The organism is Rhodococcus sp. GB-02 (assembly GCF_053470465.1).
This window is the reverse complement of the sequence record NZ_JBPUKE010000005.1, coordinates 155441-174012: the sequence shown is the minus strand read 5'-3', so window position 1 is coordinate 174012 and position 18572 is coordinate 155441. Positions and strand designations below refer to the sequence as shown.

Annotated in this window: 18 protein-coding genes and 1 pseudogene; 13 read left to right on the top strand and 6 right to left on the bottom strand. The window is 61.2% G+C overall.

The features are described 5' to 3' along the window. Positions 1–49: 49 nt before the first annotated feature. From ACSW29_RS29870 to ACSW29_RS29855, 4 genes are read right to left on the bottom strand one after another with little or no spacing between them, the layout of a single operon-like run. Complete coding sequence (locus tag ACSW29_RS29870) at positions 50–823, bottom strand: sulfite exporter TauE/SafE family protein (protein ID WP_003944622.1); 774 nt, start codon at positions 821–823, stop codon at positions 50–52. After that, entirely contained in the window at positions 823–1239 is a 417-nt protein-coding gene (locus ACSW29_RS29865) for a DUF302 domain-containing protein (protein ID WP_011133463.1), read from the bottom strand. The genes ACSW29_RS29870 and ACSW29_RS29865 overlap by 1 nt, the downstream gene beginning before the upstream one ends. A 44-nt stretch (positions 1240–1283) precedes the next feature. After that, positions 1284–1535: a YgaP-like transmembrane domain gene (locus tag ACSW29_RS29860; protein ID WP_003944652.1), complete on the bottom strand. Its 252-nt coding sequence runs from the start codon at positions 1533–1535 to the stop codon at positions 1284–1286. Between the two features lie 26 nt (positions 1536–1561). Next, positions 1562–3718, bottom strand: coding sequence for an MMPL family transporter (locus ACSW29_RS29855; RefSeq protein WP_030538075.1), 2157 nt, complete (start codon positions 3716–3718; stop codon positions 1562–1564). 544 nt (positions 3719–4262) lie between these two features. Here ACSW29_RS29855 and ACSW29_RS29850 point away from each other — a divergent pair. The 3 genes and pseudogenes from ACSW29_RS29850 to ACSW29_RS29840 all read left to right on the top strand — a co-directional run. Then, positions 4263–4649, top strand: a pseudogene (locus ACSW29_RS29850) (HAD-IC family P-type ATPase); the annotation flags it as partial. A gap of 56 nt (positions 4650–4705) precedes the next feature. Beyond that, a complete protein-coding gene (locus tag ACSW29_RS29845; RefSeq protein ID WP_087503898.1) occupies positions 4706–5131 on the top strand; it encodes a DUF3703 domain-containing protein in 426 nt (141 codons plus the stop codon). Next, a complete protein-coding gene (locus ACSW29_RS29840; RefSeq protein ID WP_003944633.1) occupies positions 5118–5456 on the top strand; it encodes a hypothetical protein in 339 nt (112 codons plus the stop codon). Before ACSW29_RS29845 ends, ACSW29_RS29840 begins: the two co-directional genes overlap by 14 nt. Positions 5457–5820: 364 nt before the next feature. Here the strand turns inward: ACSW29_RS29840 and ACSW29_RS29835 are convergent, their stop codons facing one another. Further along, positions 5821–6186 (bottom strand): DUF4229 domain-containing protein, encoded by a 366-nt coding sequence (locus ACSW29_RS29835; RefSeq protein ID WP_019747393.1) that lies wholly within the window; start codon positions 6184–6186, stop codon positions 5821–5823. A 128-nt stretch (positions 6187–6314) separates the two neighbouring features. Between ACSW29_RS29835 and ACSW29_RS29830 the strand changes: the two genes are divergently transcribed. The 6 genes from ACSW29_RS29830 to ACSW29_RS29805 all read left to right on the top strand — a co-directional run bounded on the left by ACSW29_RS29830 (position 6315) and on the right by ACSW29_RS29805 (position 12058). Next, positions 6315–6953, top strand: coding sequence for a TlpA family protein disulfide reductase (locus ACSW29_RS29830; RefSeq protein ID WP_003944602.1), 639 nt, complete (start codon positions 6315–6317; stop codon positions 6951–6953). After that, entirely contained in the window at positions 6950–7594 is a 645-nt protein-coding gene (locus tag ACSW29_RS29825; protein WP_003944594.1) for a TlpA disulfide reductase family protein, read from the top strand. Before ACSW29_RS29830 ends, ACSW29_RS29825 begins: the two co-directional genes overlap by 4 nt. Then, positions 7591–8397, top strand: coding sequence for a cytochrome c biogenesis CcdA family protein (locus ACSW29_RS29820; RefSeq protein ID WP_003944619.1), 807 nt, complete (start codon positions 7591–7593; stop codon positions 8395–8397). Before ACSW29_RS29825 ends, ACSW29_RS29820 begins: the two co-directional genes overlap by 4 nt. After that, positions 8394–10025, top strand: coding sequence for a cytochrome c biogenesis protein ResB (gene resB, locus ACSW29_RS29815; protein WP_058228113.1), 1632 nt, complete (start codon positions 8394–8396; stop codon positions 10023–10025). The genes ACSW29_RS29820 and resB overlap by 4 nt, the downstream gene beginning before the upstream one ends. Positions 10026–10114: 89 nt before the next feature. Continuing rightward, positions 10115–11623 (top strand): apolipoprotein N-acyltransferase, encoded by a 1509-nt coding sequence (gene lnt, locus ACSW29_RS29810; RefSeq protein ID WP_231917504.1) that lies wholly within the window; start codon positions 10115–10117, stop codon positions 11621–11623. Positions 11624–11647: 24 nt separating this feature from the next. Next, complete coding sequence (locus ACSW29_RS29805) at positions 11648–12058, top strand: PASTA domain-containing protein (protein WP_058228112.1); 411 nt, start codon at positions 11648–11650, stop codon at positions 12056–12058. A gap of 294 nt (positions 12059–12352) precedes the next feature. Here ACSW29_RS29805 and ACSW29_RS29800 read toward each other — a convergent pair whose 3' ends face one another. Further along, positions 12353–12679, bottom strand: a complete 327-nt coding sequence (locus ACSW29_RS29800; protein WP_051720984.1) for a metal-sensitive transcriptional regulator — start codon at positions 12677–12679, stop codon at positions 12353–12355. 521 nt (positions 12680–13200) lie between these two features. On the opposite strand from ACSW29_RS29800, the gene ACSW29_RS29795 reads away from it, so the two are divergent. From ACSW29_RS29795 to ACSW29_RS29780, 4 genes are all read left to right on the top strand, one after another. Continuing rightward, positions 13201–14043: a F510_1955 family glycosylhydrolase gene (locus ACSW29_RS29795; protein ID WP_030537778.1), complete on the top strand. Its 843-nt coding sequence runs from the start codon at positions 13201–13203 to the stop codon at positions 14041–14043. Positions 14044–14050: 7 nt separating this feature from the next. Further along, positions 14051–15976: a copper resistance CopC/CopD family protein gene (locus tag ACSW29_RS29790; RefSeq protein ID WP_030537779.1), complete on the top strand. Its 1926-nt coding sequence runs from the start codon at positions 14051–14053 to the stop codon at positions 15974–15976. Positions 15977–16497: 521 nt separating this feature from the next. After that, positions 16498–17169 carry a DUF305 domain-containing protein gene (locus ACSW29_RS29785; RefSeq protein ID WP_231917494.1) on the top strand — a complete coding sequence of 224 codons (672 nt, stop codon included), beginning with the start codon at positions 16498–16500 and terminating at the stop codon, positions 17167–17169. A 143-nt stretch (positions 17170–17312) separates the two neighbouring features. Further along, the gene (locus tag ACSW29_RS29780) at positions 17313–18539 is read left to right on the top strand and encodes a L,D-transpeptidase (protein WP_037127158.1); all 1227 of its coding nucleotides are present in this window, start codon (positions 17313–17315) and stop codon (positions 18537–18539) included. Positions 18540–18572: the final 33 nt, after the last annotated feature.

Sequence of the window (18572 nt, the reverse complement as noted above, 5' to 3'; positions counted from 1 at the left end):
AGAAATTGCCAGATTACCCCCGGGGGCATCCAACGGGGTGCACGGTAGATCATCCGAGAACGAGAGTGTCGATGAGGACGTAACCTGCCACGACAAACACCAGGTAGGCGAACCACTGCCGAAGTGAGTCCGTGGCGATGCGTGTACCGAATCGTCCGGCCACCAACGAACCCGCAATGGCTGAACCTGCGAACGCTGCCGTCAAGGGCCAGTTTCCACCTAGGCCGTCGGCCTGAGCGATGAGTCCGGCGGCGGAGTTGGCGACGATGACCACCAAAGAGGTTCCGACGGCGACACTCATCTCGATTCCCAGCAGCAGAACCAATGCGGGGATGATCAAGAAGCCCCCGCCGACGCCGAACAGTCCGGTAAGGACACCGACGCCGAATCCGGTCGGTATGGACCGAGGTGCGCATCGGCGCCAGTTGATCCCGGAATTGCTCGTCCTGCAGGCGGTTCCGGGATTGTCGGGGCTGCGCAGCATGCGTGCCCCCGCGAGGATCATGACGATCGCAAAGCCGATCATCACGGCAGTTTCAGGTAGATGCTTGCCAAGGGCAGTGCCGGCCAGGGTGCCGAGGACTCCGGTGGCGGCGAAGATTGCCGCGAGTCGCCATTCGATGAGCCGCGCCCGCACCTTGGAGATGACCCCGACCGCGGAGGCGACACCGATCACCAACAGCGAAGTCGGTATCGCCTCCGGCAGGGGGAACCCGAGAGCGTACACGAGGATCGGGACAGCGAGGATCGATCCACCGCCTCCGAGGAGACCGAGCAGGATTCCGACGGTGAGGCCGAGCGCCAGCGCCAGGGTCAACGTCATCAACTGCGCACTGCATCCCGACTGCCGAGCGTGTCCAGGGCGGCTTGGAGTTTGGTGGTGGCCTCGGCCGCGACATCTGACAGTGCTGGTTCGCCCGTCACTTGGACCATGAGGTCCGGGTTCATCGCCTCGACGATGACCGATCCGGCGGTGGTGTCGGCACGGACGACGACGTTGCAGGGCAGTAGCAGGCCGATCTCACGCACGATTCCTACGGCGCGGTGTGCAAGCGTGGGATTGCACGCGCCTAGGATCAGATACTTCTCCATGTCTGTGCCAAGTTTGGCTTTCAGGGTGGCCTGCATGTCAATTTCGGTCAGCACACCGAAGCCTTGCTCGGACAGTGCTGCTTTGGTGGCGGTGACCGCCGTCTCGAAGTCGGTGTCGGTCAAGGTGGTCGAGAGTGCGATGGTCATGGTGGAGAATTCCTTCCGTTCGTCGAACTGCGGCAATTGTGTGCCTATCCGCTTCGGGGGTGGCGAAGACTTGGTACGCCCGCTCTGGTGAGAAGCGCACTTGCCGGGCACCAGCCGACCGCGGCGTAGAGGGCGAGGTTCGCGGCGGCGAAGGCGCTGAGCAGCCTCCACCGTGGTGCGTGGAGTTCGCCGAGGGTCAGGCCCGTCGCGGTGACGCCGGCGGCCAGTGCGGGGACGATACGTTCGATCGGCCACCCGGCAGACGTGCTCGAATGCGTGATGTTCGGATCGGTCATGATTCCTCCGTGAGGTGTTGTAATGGTCAGTGCGAGAAGCGGATCGACGGCAACATTCTGCGCAGCCAGCCCGGTGCCCACCATGCAGCGTGACCGCTCAGCCGGAGCAGGACCGGGAGCAGGATCAGCCTGATCAGGAAGGCGTCGAGCAACACCGCGACGCCGAGGATGATGCCCATTTCCTTGGGTGGGAGCGGATCGGAGAGCGCGAAGGTGAAGAACACGGCGACCATGACCGCCGCAGCGGCGAAGATGACGCGTCCGGAGTGCGCGAGGCCGTCGACCTGAGCAGCCTTCGGGTCCCCGGTCTTCTCGTAGTGTTCTTTCGCGGTGGCGAGCAGGAACACGGTGTAGTCCATGGCGATGGCAAAGATCATCGCGAAGAAGAACACCGGCCCCCAGCCGTCGAGGAAACCTTGAGGGGTGAAGCCGAGCAGCGACGATCCGTGTCCGTCTTGGAAGATCAGCTTCGCAACCCCGAACGCTGCGGCGGTCGACAGCAAACTGACGGCGGTGCCGAGGATCGCGATCAGTGGTGCCTGCAGAGCGACGAGCAGCAGGATGAAGCCGAGGGCGAGGATGATCCCGATAACCAACGGTAGGTAGTCGTTCAGGGCTTGCTGCAGGTCGAGGTTCTCCGCTGGCGCGCCGCCGACGAGCGCGGACTCCGGTAGTTGTGCGCGTAGGTCACCGAGGATCGTGCCCATGGCCTCTGCGGAAGGGTCCACGGCAGGAAACGCTTGCAGCAGTGTGTAGTTCGAATCGTCTGTTGATGGTGTGGGCGGGGTGACCATCGAGATCCCGTCGACGCTGCTCGCTGCCGCGGCGGTAGCAGCCGCATCGGAAGACGGGACAACTATCTGCAGCGCGCCGGGTGCCCCGTCACCGAACTGGGCCTGAACCAACTCGTAACCTTGCCGAACGGGCGCATCGTCGGGAACGACAGCGATGGACGGCATTGCCACCTTCAGTCCCAGGACAGGTAAGGCCAGGGCGACGAGGATGCCGACGGAGACCAGCGCGAACGGCCATGGGTACTTGTGAAGCAATTCGCCCCACGCAGCGAACTTCGGGGATCGGTGCTGTTGGCGTTTCGCGTAAGGCAGGGATGCTGCGTTGACCTTGGGGCCGAGTGCGCCCAGCGTGGCCGGAAGAAGTGTCATGGTGGCGATCAGAACGAACGTGACGGCCAGCATGATGCCTACGGCCATGGTGCGCACGGCCGGTGCGGGAACGAGCAGCACTGCCGAGAGGCTGACCAGGACGGTAAGTCCGGACAGGAGCACCGCTTTGCCTGCGGTGTCCATGGTTTCGGCAACGGCTGCTCGTGGATCGGCCGTACGGAGGGCGTCGCGGAAGCGGGCGACGATGAACAAGGCGTAGTCGATGCCGAGAGCGAGGGCGAACATCATCGCGAAATTCATCGCCCATACCGAGATCGGTGTGACCTCGTTGAGCAGCACCAAACCGCCGGCGGAGGCGACGAGTCCGGCCACTGTGAGCAACAGCGGCAGCCCGGCAGCGACGAGGGAGCCGAATGCGAGCACCATGATCGCCAAAGTGACTGGCCAAGAGAATAGTTCAGCCTGAATCATCGCATCGTGGTTGGCTTTGTTGAAGTCGGACCACAACGCGGAGGATCCGGTGGGATAGACCTCGATACCGTCGCCGGAGAGTGCGGTCAGCTCGTCTTTGACATCGTCGACGGCTTTGACCATGTCGTCCGCGTTTGCGTTGGCGCCGGCGATGAGGATGCCGGTGTGGCCGTCGGGGCTGATGGTCATACCAGGCTGTGGGGCGATGACGGCACCGAACCGGGTGTCACCGTCGAACACAGCTGTGACGTCGATGAGTCTCTGCTGCACGGTGGGATCGTCGATCGACGCGGTGTCCGAATGGACCACCACCTGAACCGCGGCCGAGGAGTTCCCGCCGAAATGCTGTTGCGCGAGTTCACGGACCTGGACCGATTCGGATCCGTTGGCTTGCCACCCAGCACCCGCCAGTGACGAAAAAACCGACGGCGCTGCAGATCCGAGCGCGACAAGCGCGATCAGCCAGACACCGAACACCCATCGGCGGCGTGCGACCATCGCGCTTCCCAGGCGTCCGAGTATGCCGGGTGTAGATACGCGATCACGATCGTCACGACCGGTGGCCGTCACGGTGTCGGGCACAGACATAACTTCTCCTAAAATACGGGCTGGGGTATTCAAATGAGCGAGCTAGACCTCGGTAAACCTGACCCAATTGGAAGGTTAGGCCCTTGCACTCGCGACCGGGATTGGCGGCGAAACAGCGATCGCGAGGCGCTGGCGCCGATCGATAGGACCAACGGTCTCAGCAGAGCAGGTGCACTGCCGAGGCCGTGAAACATCCTTCGTGACGTCGTCGACATGTCGATCGCAACCTGCCCACGCGATCTTGTCGCATATCGGGCACGGGACGGGGTAACACATAGACAGTCCTTTCTGACGAGCGTCTACCCACTGTTGCATATACCCAGGGGGGTATGCAAGTACCCCTGGGGGTATACGCTCGGGTAGGCCGTTCGCTCCTCTCGGGCGCCCACCCGAGGGGGTGGGCCGTCCGGGTCGTCGAGTGCCCAGGCGAGGTACCGCTTTCTGGGTAGCCGACGCACACGTCGGCGCATCCGTCGAGACGACTCAGTCCGGGTGCGGCGGCCACGCCATCGGTGAGAGGTCTCGGGAACTCGTGGCGTGGATCGAGCGCGCCGGAACCGTCATCGGGGCAGTCGCCGTACGAGACGAGCTCCGACCGGAAGCACGTGAGGTGGTTGCCGGGCTACGACGCGGCGGGTACACCGTCGCGATGCTCACCGGCGACAACGAACGCACCGCCCAAGCGCTGGCCGCCGACGTCGGCATCGACGACGTGCACGCCGACCTGCGCCCGGAGGACAAGGCACGGATCGTGGAAACCTTGCGTGCGAACCGCCCGACGGCAATGGTCGGGGACGGTGTCAACGACGCCCCCGCCCTGGCCACCGCCGACTTGGGCATTGCCATGGGCGCGATGGGTTCCGACGTGGCCATCGAGACCGCCGATGTTGCTCTGATGGGCGAAGACCTGCAGCACCTGCCGCCGGCTCTGCATCCGATGAACCGAATGCTCGCACAATTGCGCAGTGTCTACACGAAGCGCATCGCTTGCACGACCGACACAGCGCCGTCGCGTTTCGGCCCGCAAAGAGGACCGCAGCCGGCCGCACCAGCGATGACACCCAGCGTTGGCATCACCTCGAACGCACACATGTCCTCTCCCAGCCCTGTCCATGGCCACACAAACCACCTCGCCATGCTCCCCTGGCCTTACATCAGCGTGACTGCCGCGAAGCCGTCGGGCAGGTTCTTCGCATCATCGTCGTCGCCGCCCCGGGATCCGCACTGGGCCGCTATCCGGAGGGCAACACCGAACGAACTCGTGCCGGTCTTATGACACCGATGCCGATACCTGACGATCTTGCCGAGAAAATGCAGACCTACCAGTCCTGGGTTTCGTTTACCGCGAGCTGTCCTGCACTGCCGCATACTCGAAACCACACGCCGACGGAGGAACACCATGATGCACCTTGAAATTTTGCAAGTCCCGGACTGCCCGAACGTGCAGCTCCTCGAACAACGGATCGAGCACGTTCTCGCGGAGGAGTCCATCGATTGGGAACTGCGCCACGTAATCGTCGACGATCCTCGATCCGCAAGGCTTGCGGGCATGACCGGATCGCCGACGTTGCTCGTCGACGGCCGCGATCCGTTTGCCGAACCGGACCAGGTCCCCAACGTGTCATGCAGGCTCTATCGAGATTCCACGGGCGAGGTCGGTGGCGCTCCTACCGTTGCTGCACTGAGGGGTGCGTTCGGTATGGCTGCGCCCACAGCTGATGTAGAGGGCGATGAGTGAAAGTATCGGCCACCCACCGGTGGTCCCAACAGGGTCGTCTCCAGCAGCAGCCCCGGGGTTCCTCACAAGGGCGAGCTGACTCAACGGTCCTCCGTACTGCGCCTGCTCGAGTCTCGTCCGCCTGATCCCGCAGCTTGTACCGATTCCGAAACTCGAGACCACCACGGATACCGCCGACTCCGCACCTGATCCCGTCACCTGACATCTTCATCCCAATGCCAATCAATGCATGATCGCGCGCCCTCGGCATCACCCAGGAAGGCAGCTTTGAGCGGTCATACGTCCAAAAAAGACAGGTTGTGGCACCGATGCTGGGCATTTTCGTTACTGGAGCTTTCACGCGCACCTAACCGGAGGGAACCCTTCACCGGGTGCGCATTGCACGCCGTTTTTCATCTACGACCATCACTTCTTCATTGATCCGGCGGCGCAATGACCGGAACGCGATCGCAGAGATGGCGAATCCGAGCAGCACCGCCCCGAACAGTGCTAACACACCGGGGATTTCGAGTTCGAGTATGGCGTTGATTCCCATGATGATCACTGCGAGGCCGGCGATCAGGGCGAGTCGAACCGCGGTGTAGTACATCACCAGACGCACGAGCTTTGACCGTGCTACACGGTTGATCCGCGCCACGCGCGTCTGCGGTGCTTGATGGGCACCCAGTGCCGCAATTTCTGGGCTGACTGGTGGATTGATACGGCCCTTCGGAGCGGACTGGCGTTTCACGATGCTCGATTCTCGGGTTCGGATCCCGCCTCTGGTTGGCGGGGGCGACAGAACGAACCATATGTCTACTATGCACAATAGTAGTTCAGTGTTGTCCCGGTTCACCGCACCACGCTTGGAGGAAGTGCATGCAGGCACAGTCTCGGTGGTTCCTGCTCTTCCTGGTTGTGATCGGTCTTCTCGTCGTGGCGATCTGGCCTCGATCAACGTCAACCGAGACCCATTCCTCGACCCGGCCTCAAGTGCCTCCGGCCGCCCAGGCAGATGAAGATCGCGTCGACTCGGGGTTTTCCTCGAAGTCCGCGGCAGCAGCGGTTCCCTGTCCTGTGGCCCCGGCAGTACCGCCCGCTGGAGGAGAACTCCTGGGAATCAAAGCGACGTGTCTTGGCGAGAATACTGTGGTCGACCTCGGTGCAGCGCTGTCCGGGGAGCCGACCCTGATCAACCTCTGGGCCTCGTGGTGCGGGCCGTGCCGATCGGAAATCCCGGTCCTGAATGACTATGCAGGTACTCCGGGCTCCATCCGAGTAGTCGGGATCAACGTCCAGGACGACATGTCCACAGCACTAGCGCTTCTCACCGCTGCAGGCGTGCACTATCCCTCGTTCGCTGCGGTCGACGACATCGGAATTGCGCTATCGGCGCCGCCAGTTCTGCCGCTGAGCTTTCTCGTCCAACAAGACGGGTCCGTCGAACAGATTACAACCCCCATGGTTTTCGAAAACACTGACCAAATACGCTCCGCTGTAAGTGAGTTGATGAAATGAATGCCCCCGCACTCCCTCGCAAATCGAGACAACGCGTACTCGGAAAACCGACCCGCATCCTCCCACTGGTCGCTATTCTCACTGCGATCGTCGTCGCCGCGAGTGGATGTGCAACCGGCACCGATGCAGTCGCTTCGGGTGCGAATTTCGATTTCGTGTCACCGGGAGGACAAACCGATATTTTGTACGACCCGCCCGAATCGCGAAACATGATCGGTGTATTGGCCGGACCTGACCTCATGGCCGACGGTAGCGATATTTCACTCACTGATTACGCCGGTCAGGTCGTCGTGATCAATCTGTGGGGGCAATGGTGCGCCCCGTGCCGGTCCGAGGCCGACGATCTCGAGCGCGCGTACGAAGCAACCGAAAGTCTCGGTGTTCAGTTTCTCGGGATCAACGTTCGAGATCCTCAACGAGACAAGGCCCAGGACTTCGTCGTCGACAACAACGTCAGCTACCCCTCGATCTACGACCCGTCGATGAGAACTTTGACAGCGCTCGGCGGAAACTATCCGACAAGCGTGATTCCCTCCACCTTGGTGTTGGATCGCAGACAGCGCGTCGCCGCTGTGTTTCTTCGCGCACTTCTCACCGAGGATCTGCAACCGGTCATCGAGCGCGTGGCGGCCGAGCGGTGAACGAACTCGCCCAAGGTGTCGGCTCCAGCTTCCAGACCGCCGCCGCGAGCGGCCCGTTACTGCTCGCCGTAGCAGCGTGCATTCTGGCCGGTCTGGTGTCGTTCGCATCGCCGTGTGTGGTGCCGCTCGTTCCCGGATATCTGTCGTATCTGGCCGGCATTTCCGGAGCTGATTCTCCAGCGGTGACCCGTGGCGACGAGACCTCGGAACCTGCAGGCAGATGGCGGGTTACCGGCGCGGCAACGATGTTCGTTGCCGGATTCACCGTGGTGTTCGTTCTCGCCACCGCGTCGGTGTTCGGGGTGATCGGAACCCTGCGCATCAACGAAGACCTGCTCCAACGGGTGGGTGGTGTGATCACCATCGTGATGGGGTTGACCTTCATCGGCTTGATTCCTGCCTTGCAGAAAGACACACGGTTCGCCCCGCGGCGTATCTCCTCCCTTGCCGGCGCGCCCTTGTTGGGGGGCGTGTTCGCGTTGGGTTGGACACCATGTCTCGGCCCCACCCTCGCCGGAGTTATTTCGGTGGCGGCCGGAACTGAAGGCACGACAGCAGCGCGGGGCGTGATACTGATTGTCGCCTACTGTCTGGGATTGGGACTGCCGTTCATCGTGCTTGCGTTCGGGTCGGCGAAAGCTCTCCGCGGCGTCGGGTGGCTCAAACGCCATTCACGGACGATTCAGATCGTCGGCGGAATAATGCTCGTCGCTGTCGGGCTCGCACTGGTCACCGGCGTGTGGGGCATGTTCGTCGGCTGGTTACGCAACGAATTCGTCAGTTCGGTCGTGCTGCCGATATGACAGATAACGCCACCGCGGGAGGTCGCATCCGCCGCCTACCGAGACTGATTATCCGAGAAAGCGTTCGACTACTGCGCCACAATTGGCGCCGGTTGACGTCGATGAGCACCGCGCTCGTGCTCCTGTTCCTCTTGGCACTCGCAGCACTTCCCGGTGCTATGTTGCCTCAGCGAAATCTCAACGTACAGAAAGTTTCCCAGTACATCGCGGCGCAGCCAACCCTCGGCCCGCTATTCGACAAGCTGGAGTTGTTCGACGTCTTTTCCAGCTTCTGGTTCACTGCGATCTACGTCCTGCTGTTTCTCTCTCTCATCGGCTGTCTTGTTCCACGCCTGCAGGCGCATCTCGGCGCGCTTCGGAGCCAACCTGTACGAGCACCTCGGAATCTGTCCAGGTTGCCGCACCATTTCCACGGCGTAGTTGACATCTCGCATGACGAGGCCCTCACCAGAGTGCGGCAGTCGCTCAAGGGCTGGCGGGTAGCCGTCAGGTCCGAAAAGGATTCCGAGGTATCGGTTTCCGCGGAAAAGGGGTATCTGCGTGAGGCCGGGAATCTGGTGTTCCACTTCTCGCTGATCGGGTTGCTCGTCACCGTCGCGATCGGCAAGTTGGTGGGGTACGAGGGTTCGGTGATCGTCATTGCCGACGGCGGCCCCGGTTTCTGTAATACGTCACCTGCCGTGTACGACTCGTTCCGCGCGGGAAGTGCTACTGACGGCACGGGTCTCGCGCCCTTTTGCATCAAGGTCAACGACTTTTCCGCAGATTATCTCGATACTGGTCAGGCCGAAATGTTCACCTCCAACATTTCGTATCAGAGCGGGCAGGATATCGCGACCAATACCTGGAAAGACTATCGTCTTCGGGTCAACGAACCGCTGCGTACCGACGGTGCCCGTGTTTATCTGACCGGCCATGGGTACGCGCCGCAGTTCACCGTCACTTTTCCCGACGGACAGTCCCGTACCGAGACGATGCAGTTTCAACCGGACGATGCGGTCACGTTCCTGAGCAGTGGGGCGTTGCGGTTCGATCCGCCAGGTGGATCGTTTCCGAATCCGGACGAGCGCCGGAAGAATCAGATCGCCATCGAGGGACTCTTCGCGCCGACCGCTTCCTTCAGCGGGACGCTTCTGACTTCGTCGTTTCCCGATGCGCGTGACCCTGCGGTCGCGATCGACATCTACAAGGGCGATACGGGTCTGGACACCGGCATCCCGCAATCGATCTTCTCGTTGAACAAGGAAATGATCAACCAAGGAAGGCTGGTCAAACAAGATCGTGTGAACCTCCGCCCTGGAGAGACGCGGACTCTCACCGATGGAACACAGGTTCGGTTCGACGGCGCCAAGGAATTCGCCAATCTGCAGGTGTCGTACGACCCTGCGCAACAGTGGGTTCTCGTCTTTGCGATCACGATGATGCTCGGACTTCTGATCTCGCTCGTGATCAGGAGGCGGCGAGTGTGGATCCGCCTACGCCCGGGGACGGGACCGGAGCAGGCTGATCTCGAACTCGGTGGACTCGCGCGGACCGATCATGCCGGCTGGGGCGGCGAATTCGACGATCTCTGTGAGAAATTGTTGACTGACCAGCGCAGTTCTCCTTCTACGAGAGCGGGCCTGTGAGGGTCCTTTCGGTCGACCGTGCGATCACTGCCGACAGTGAATTAGATGCATGCCTGAAGAGTGGTCGCCCCAAACGGCACCACGGTGGGATCGCTTTGCGTCTCGCTCTTTCGGTGGGCGCTGGGTGGCTGCTGTTTCTCAGCTTTCCGCCGCGCACGCTGTGGTTTCTCGCCCCTGTAGCCATCGCCCTGCTGACCGTCGTTCTCCAGGGGCGCAGTCTCCGTGCGGGTTTCGGATTCGGCTATGCCGCGGGACTGGGATTCTTCGTTCCCTTGCTGCCATGGGTCGGAGCGTACGTGGGTGCAACGCCTTGGTTGGCGTTGGCGGCGATTGAAGCGCTCGCGTTCGGAGTGTTCGGCGTACTGGCGGTGGCCGTCGGCCACGCTCCGCTTTCCCCGGTGTGGATTGCGGGTGCATGGGTCACCGCAGAAGCACTTCGTAGCCGAGTTCCGTTCGGCGGTTTCCCGTGGGGGCGTTTGGCCTTCGGGCAGGCAGACGGCCCGCTGCTGCCGTTGGCTTCGATCGCGGGGGCGCCAGGTCTTTCCTTCGTGACTGCACTGATCGGAACACTCATCGCCTGGTCACTGGCTGGGCCCTTGAATGTTCGATGGCAAGCATTGGCGAAAGGTGGCGCTTGCATCGTCCTCATCTTTGTGAGTGCATTGGTGACCGGTTCTCCCGGTGCCGCCCCTGACGAGGTCGTCACTGCGACCGTCGTTCAGGGCAACGTGCCGCGACTCGGCCTCGATTTCAACGCCCAACGCCGAGCTGTGCTCGACAATCATGTTGCCCGCACCGAACAACTCGCAGCTGAGGTCACAGCGGGCCGAGCAGCCCGGCCACGACTTGTCATCTGGCCCGAAAACGCTTCGGATATAGATCCTTTGACGAATCGGGATGCGGCGGATCGACTGGACCGAGCAGCCCGTTCTATCGGCGCCCCGATCCTGGTCGGTACGGTCCTGCAGGGCGAGCCAGGAACATCGATCAACAGTGCCATGGTCTGGGATCCGACGGACGGCCCTGGGCAGCAACACATCAAGCGGCAGCTTGTGCCCTTCGGGGAGTACCTGCCGCTCCGATCGATCGTTAGTGCGGTGTCGTCATATGCCGATTCTGCGGGCAATTTCGTTGCCGGGAACGGGAACGGCGTCGTCGACCTCAACGGAATTCAGGTAGCTGTTGCCACGTGTTACGAGGTGGCCTTCGACGATCTGGTGACCGAGTCCGTCAAGGCAGGAGCCACCGTCATCGCGGTTCCCACCAACAACGCGACCTTCGGCCGGACCGAGATGACCTTTCAGCAGCTGGCCATGTCGCGGGTGCGGGCGGTCGAACACGGCCGCAGTGTGCTGATCGCAGCAACCAGCGGTGTCAGCGCAATCATCACGCCAGCGGGTGTGGTGCGTCAACAGAGCGAGATCTTCACAGCACAAGCATTGACCGACGAGATCGCCGTTCGCTCCGATCTCACGTTGGCAACACGTGTGGGTTCGATTCCGGAACTCGCGTTGTCTGCGATCGTGCTTTCTCTCGCCGCTTCGGCACTCTTCAGAGGCATGTACCGGGTTCGGCGGGGTGAAAGAACGAGAACATGAATTACTATGCATGATAGTAATTCAGTGTCGGTGCCAGTGCACAAGCGAAACGAGTTCACCAATGACGATTTGTACGGCGGCAATGAACCTGCCCGAACGTGGTACAACGCGATGGGACCGATCGCGAGCAACTTCGGACCCATCACGCTACCCCCGCTGGACCAGAAATATGTTCGCGGTTCGGCCGGGGATCAGGTACCCGACGTGGTCGGGATGACCGAGTCCGCCGCAACATCTCTGTTGCAGAACGCCGGGTTCAAAGTGACGGTCTCCCTCACGTCAAGTCCGAGCGCGAGAGGGACAGCAACCGCGACAGCTCCGTCGGGAGCGGCACTTCCGGGCTCCACCATCACCCTGTACATAAGTGACGGATCCTCGACACCGAGCACCACCACGACGAGCCCATCACCGTCAGATACCCCAGGCCCACGATAAGCCCGGGTGCGCCACCATGATGCTTCGGCGATCCCCACCCGGTGGGGACTGCCACCGCACGCGCTCATCATGAACTCGATTCCCGTCGAGGACCTCGGATCCCGGTTGTGGCGAGCAGAAATCGCTCCGGAATACGGAACATGCGGAGTGCTTCCCTATGTGCCGCCCGCTCCCGCATTCAAAAAACATGATTCGATCGTAACTACATTCTAAGTAAATGACTTTCGATAAAACGGCATCGAAATTCCGCCCCACCGACTAGTAGATCGTTTCGGACATCAGATGGGAGGGTCCTCACGAATTCACGAGCCGTCTGATCGCCTCGGCGGCCTCCCTGATCTTGGCGTCGGATTCGGCGCCCCCTCTTGCGGCGGCATCGACGACACAATGACTGAGATGGTCTTCGAGCAATTCCATAGCTACTGCATGCAGCGCTTTTTTCATCGCCGATATTTGGGTAAGGATGTCAATGCAGCACCTTTCTTCTTCAACCATTCGCTGCAGCCCTCGCGACTGACCCTCAATACGCTTGAGGCGTTTGAGGTACAAGTCCTTTGCGCTGATGTATCCGTGGGTCGCATAGTCACGACGGCCTGGACCAACCGGATTAGTTGTGCCCACGAGATTCCCCTGGTCTCGTCGCCCGTAGTGGGCCAGACGCGAAATCACGTCGTCTCCATGGTGGGCGACAATCGATTGGACCTGCCCTGGCTACGGTGTAGTGCAGCAGTGGCACACACGAAGGCACGTTGAGCAGCATCCCGTCTGTATGGGCGCTTCGCCAACTGCAAGATCTCCGGGTAAGTGACCACACGAGAAGAACTCTCAATCATTCCTGCCACCAGGGCTAGGCAGTACCGCTGCACCCGCCCTGTGTTCAAACTTCCTGCCCACCGCCGGTTGCGCCACCAATGACGCGATGCGCCGTCATCCCGTCGACCCGTGCGTGGGACCAGACCAATTGCACCTCCCTGCCGTATCAGATCAGGGGCTTCGACGGCGAGCATTTCCCTTGCACTAGACCATTGCAGGGGGTGAATTCGCAGCCAGCCAACACCCTCATCTACTATGCATCTTAGTAGATAAGGTACCAGTCGCCCGGAAATGTTGCCATCCCTTCGAATACAGGACGAGACACCCAGATGCCCAATAGTCGTCGTGCGCGAACGTCCCCAATCGTGGGGCTCGTCGGCGCCGCTCTCATCGCCGTTTCTCTTGCGGCTTGTTCGACGCAGGGAAACGACGACAAGGCCGGCCAGTCCATCGTCCCGCCCATACCAGGGGTGGAGCTCACACCCGAACTTGACCATCTGCACGGGTTGCATATCAACGCCGATGGCACCATCTTGGCGGGTACGCATCGCGGACTGTTCGCGATCGGAGATTCGGGCGACACAGTGCGAGTGGGTGATTCCGACGACGATTTGATGGGGTTGGCGGGCGTGGCGGGCAGTGACACGCTCTTTTCCTCAGGGCACCCGGGACCGTCCAGTACCGCAGCCAACCCACTTGGCCTACGCACCAGCAACGACGGCGGCCGAACCTGGACGGATAGCTCGCTCGCGGGACAGGTCGACTTTCATTCTCTGGTTACAGATGGCACGACACTCGTCGGCTTCGACGGGGCCAGAGGTGTCACGGTGTCGAAGGATCAGGGAAAGTCGTGGGAATCCGGCGGTGCCCTGGGTGTGGCGTCCCTCGCTCTCACCGAGAGTGGGACATGGGCTGTCACCTCGTCAGGGCTGCAGTACAGCAGCGACGACGGGCGCACCTTCACAAAGTTCGCTGGAGCGCCGTCCATGGTGCTGATCGCGGGCTCCTCGGATGCACTGTGGGGGGTCGATCAAGATGGATTCGCCTGGCGGAGCAGGGAGGGAAAAGGCTGGGAGAAGCGCGCTAATGTCGGAGCAGTCGAAGCGTTGACTGCGGCGAGTTACGACAGCGCGTACGCGGCGACTTCTCAGTCTCTGTATGCCTTGAACTGACCTGAACATGTCGTTGTTCGTTCGAATGTTCCAGAGCATCACACTTGTGCTCGTTGCGGGAGTCCTTGTGGTTCTGGGCGCCGGCATCGCCAACGCTCACCCCACGCTGCTCTTTACCGAACCTGGCTCGGAGACTGCCGTTTCCGAGCCTCCGCAAGCCATCACCCTGATCTTCAACGAACAAGTCACCGCCGGGACCGATGCGATCAAAGTCCTGGACGGCGCAGGCCGTGAGAGCCCGATGGAGGCAGCAGAGTCGTCCAAAGGTGGCCGTGCAATCACTTCCCGGCTCTCGGATGCTCCGTCGCCGGGCACCTACACCGTCCGGTGGCAAGTGATCGGCGCAGATGGTGACCTCGTCGAGGAAGACTTTCGGTTTGCCGTCGGCCTCGCTTTGACCGACAGCGGCGGTGGCGGTGGCGACGACAGCGCCTCGACCTCGTGGACGGAAACCGTGCTCCGGTGGCTGCTGTTCGTCGGGTTCGCCCTCGCGCTCGGGACACTTGTCGCGGAGAGATTGTCGTCTGTACCGCACGCCGAGAACCCTTCGTTGAAGAAGTTGCGCACCTGGTTTCCGGCCGGCGCTTGTATTGCTTTGGTAGGTGTTGCAGGCCTTATGGTTTCGCTCGCCGCTTCGTCCAGCGTTGCTGCGCTATGGCAAGAACGTGCGGGCATCATCTTGCTCGTAGAGACGTGTGGGCTCATGTTGGCCTTGGCGCTGAAAGCCGCGGGGAGCCCCAGACTTGCGAGCGCAGCCCTTCTGCTGGTCATTGCCGCCGAAGGGCTGCGCTCGCACGCAAACGTCGTCGCTCCCGGATGGGGCGCGTTTCTCACCGCCGTTCATCTCGCGGCAGCGGCAATCTGGGTCGGCGCTTTGCTCCACACGGTTCGCACTGCATTCGCGTGGCGGGGTCAGCATGCCCCGGTTCGGTGGGTCGTGGCCGGTTACACACGACTTGCGCTGTGGACCTTCATCGTCGTCGTGACCACCGGTACGATCTCGGCATTGTTGCTGATCCCCGTTGCCGCAATGTTTTCCACCCCGTACGGGCAACTTCTGACGGTCAAACTACTCTTCGTCATCGCCGCCTCGGGTGTGGCGATATCTGCACGGCGGACGATGCGCAGAACTGAACAAGTGGGCAAACTGCGCAATCAGATTCGTATCGAGAGCATCCTCCTGATCTCCGTGCTCGCCATCAGTGCTGCATTAGTCTCGACGGCGCCTGCCAATTCACCCGCCCAGCCGGGACCACCTGCAGCCATCGGTCCGGTTCTGCCGCTGGGAACATTGGCTGGACAGATTGGGGTGAGCGTCGCCGCCAGCGAAGGGCAGCTGGTGGTTCGACTGTCGACTCCGCGCCGCGTCGACTACTACGCTCAGGAACCGGACCAGGAATACACCTTGATCGGCGCACTGCGGGCGAGCGGGCAGAACACTTCCCTTCCCTTGCGCGGGTGCGGATCCGGATGCTTCGTGGCGCAAGCCGATTGGCCACTGGGTGAAAGCATGCTCACGCTCGAGGCCGCGGCGACAGGGTGGCTGGGCGGGACGGTCAGCATGTTAATTCCATGGCCTGTTCAGTCCGGGGACACCGATCTCGCTCGAGCCGTAGATATCACCCGCACTCAGAAGAATCTGACCTTTTACGAATCGGTGACCAGTGATGCCGCAAACGTCGGACCCGAACCTCAGCAACTAAGTCTGTCCAGCGAGTTCTTCCTCGCCCAGGAGCCGTATGCGGACGGGACTGCGCCCATCGCGGTGCGCTTACCCAGCGCCGGACGGCAACTCCGTCTGGCATTGGGCTATCCGGCTGCGGGTATGAACGTACTGCTCGACCTCGACCAAACTGGACGAATAGTTTCCGAAACACTAAGCGATGCAAAACATCTCATCACCCGCACCTTCGTCTACCCCGAAGTGAACTGATGGGGGAGAACTGACGAGATATTCACGTCCACAGTGAACTGTCACCGTGCAATAGGAACGGAAGCTGCGATGATCTCCCCTTACTCGTTCATTCACCCCTGCCAGTTCTGTCGCACCCGCGCACTGGCCGCGCCCAGGCCTTCGAAATTCCTACGGCATACGCAGGGTGACGAACCGGTAGCGGTGGCTCTGGCCTGCAGTCTGTTCAACCACTCATCCCCTGCTGTCGCTTGTCTTGATCACCGCAACCTTCTGATTGCAGGTTCCACCGTCACCTCGCTGGTCCTGCCCGGCGCGCACGACACCACGCTGATCACCGCGACAGTCGTCATCGAGCGCGAAGACAAGGATCATACCGGCACGCGTGAGTGGAGGGTTGCACGTTCCCCTGTTGCCGCAGACGTGCATCGTGCACGACACCTTGCCCCTACACAACCAACTGTCGGCGCTGCGGATACGACAGACGCTCATAGCGGAACTACTGACCATCCGAGTCGACGGCCCCTCCCCAGAAGAATTTTTTGCACAACAACACATTCCAGGAGAAAAATATGATGCTTACACGTGCTGTTTCCACACGTATCGCAGTCTCAGCGGGGTCTGCCGCCGGTCTGATGCTGATCGCCGGCTGCGGCGGCCATGACATGAGCCAAATGTCGAGCAACGACAGCGGAAACATGTCCAACTCCTCCGCGGCCTCGCAGCCCAACGGCGCCAACAGCGCGGATATGCAGTTCGTCGCGATGATGTATCCACATCACGCACAGGCCGTCGAGATTGCAAAGATGGTTGACAGTCGCACCACCAATCCTCGAATACTCGAACTCGCCGCTTCGATCCAAACCGCTCGCGGGCCCGAAATGGATCAGATTGCAGCGCTCATCGAACAATGGGGTCAACCTACGTCCGACGCCACCTCCCCTGTGGACTCCATGGATGAAATGGACCACGGCGGGGTTGATTCAGGAATGATGTCCCAGCAGCAGATCGCTCAATTGGAGGGACTGCGCGATGGGGACTTCGACACCGCGTGGCTGAAGATGATGATCGAACATCACTCCGGCGCGATCGCGACGGCCCAATCGGAACTATCCGATGGCGACAACGCCGACGCCAAGCAATTGGCTACCGATATCATCGCCGCACAGCAGTCCGAGATCACCGCGATGCAAGCACTTTTGCAACAGAACTGATCCGGAAACTGGCGAGTGGCTAGGCCTGTCCGTCGAAGCCTCTCTTCTCGTTGTCCGCTCTGATCTTCCATCTGATTACTTGCGTCCCTTGCGAATCACTGTCTTCGTCGGCGCTCCCCACCCACTGACGTGAAGGAACAATTATGGCCTCAACACGGCATACAGGGTTAGTCGTCCTTGTCCTTATGGTCGCAACGCTGACAGGATGCACCTCCACAGCACCGCAGTCCGCACCGAGTGACACGGGTGCGCCCGCCGAGAACGACTCTCCTGTCTCCGCGCTGGTGATGACTCCTTCCGGGGGGACAGATACCGTCAACCCCCTTGATCCGGTCACGGTGGAATCTGTTGGCGGGAGGCTCGACTCGGTAGTGCTCACCGAAGTGGGCGGGGCTGTGGTCGATGGCATCTTCACCCCTGACCGGCAGGTGTGGAAACCCGGCGCGTCCTTGGACTACGGGAAGACCTACACGATGACAGCGTCAGCCACCCAAAACGATGGCTCACGTCTCGATCAGTCCAGCACCTTCTCCACAGTCAAGCCGCGGAACCTGACCAAACCATCCTTCGTGACGGCCGGGGGTAACCTCCTCACAGATGGTGGCACTTTCGGGGTAGGGATCGTTATTGTCACGCATTTCGACGAGCCGATCCTCGATCGTGCAGCGGCGGAGAAAAGCCTGACTGTGCAAACGTCGGTGCCGCTCGAAGGCTCGTGGTACTGGGTGGATGACCAGAATGTTCACTGGCGACCTCGTGCGTACTATCCCCCCGGCACCGAGGTCACGGTCCGGGCTGCGGTCTTCGGCGTCCCGCTCGGTGGCGGACTGTTCGGACAGGAAGACGCCACGACTGCATTCACCATCGGCGACTCGCATATCGCCGTCGCCGACGATACGACCAAGCAAGTGACGGTCACGAGCAACGGCAAAACTGTGCGCACTATGCCGACATCGATGGGCATGGGAGGAACCGAGCTCGTCAACGGCCAAACGATCTCCTTCTGGACCCAACCAGGCATTTACACCGTCCTCGATCAGGCCAACCCCGTGATCATGGACTCGTCGACCTACGGACTTCCCGTCAATTCCCGGCTGGGGTACAAGGAAAAAATCAACTACGCCACCCGAATAAGCACCGACGGAATTTACCTTCACGAACTCGAAGACACAGTCTGGGCGCAAGGCAATACCAATGTTTCACACGGCTGCTTGAACCTCAGTCGCGCCAATGCTCAATGGTTCTATGATTTTTCGCTTCCCGGAGATGTCGTGGAGATACGCAATACCGGCGGCGCCCCTCTCGAATTGTGGCAGAACGGCGACTGGAGTGTGCCGTGGGACCGATGGTCGGAAGGCAGCGCGCTGTAAGACCTGTCGCCCTGCCGGCAAACGATGCTGAAT

What these genes read in the sequence shown, in the direction of transcription:
- ACSW29_RS29870 (WP_003944622.1), bottom strand. Translation starts at nt 823, where the DNA reads ATGACGTTGACCCTGGCGCTGGCGCTCGGCCTCACCGTCGGAATCCTG.
- ACSW29_RS29865 (WP_011133463.1), bottom strand. Translation starts at nt 1,239, where the DNA reads ATGACCATCGCACTCTCGACCACCTTGACCGACACCGACTTCGAGACG.
- ACSW29_RS29860 (WP_003944652.1), bottom strand. Translation starts at nt 1,535, where the DNA reads ATGACCGATCCGAACATCACGCATTCGAGCACGTCTGCCGGGTGGCCG.
- ACSW29_RS29855 (WP_030538075.1), bottom strand. Translation starts at nt 3,718, where the DNA reads ATGTCTGTGCCCGACACCGTGACGGCCACCGGTCGTGACGATCGTGAT.
- ACSW29_RS29840 (WP_003944633.1), top strand. Translation starts at nt 5,118, where the DNA reads ATGATGCACCTTGAAATTTTGCAAGTCCCGGACTGCCCGAACGTGCAG.
- ACSW29_RS29830 (WP_003944602.1), top strand. Translation starts at nt 6,315, where the DNA reads ATGCAGGCACAGTCTCGGTGGTTCCTGCTCTTCCTGGTTGTGATCGGT.
- ACSW29_RS29825 (WP_003944594.1), top strand. Translation starts at nt 6,950, where the DNA reads ATGAATGCCCCCGCACTCCCTCGCAAATCGAGACAACGCGTACTCGGA.
- resB (WP_058228113.1), top strand. Translation starts at nt 8,394, where the DNA reads ATGACAGATAACGCCACCGCGGGAGGTCGCATCCGCCGCCTACCGAGA.
- ACSW29_RS29795 (WP_030537778.1), top strand. Translation starts at nt 13,201, where the DNA reads ATGCCCAATAGTCGTCGTGCGCGAACGTCCCCAATCGTGGGGCTCGTC.
- ACSW29_RS29790 (WP_030537779.1), top strand. Translation starts at nt 14,051, where the DNA reads ATGTCGTTGTTCGTTCGAATGTTCCAGAGCATCACACTTGTGCTCGTT.
- ACSW29_RS29780 (WP_037127158.1), top strand. Translation starts at nt 17,313, where the DNA reads ATGGCCTCAACACGGCATACAGGGTTAGTCGTCCTTGTCCTTATGGTC.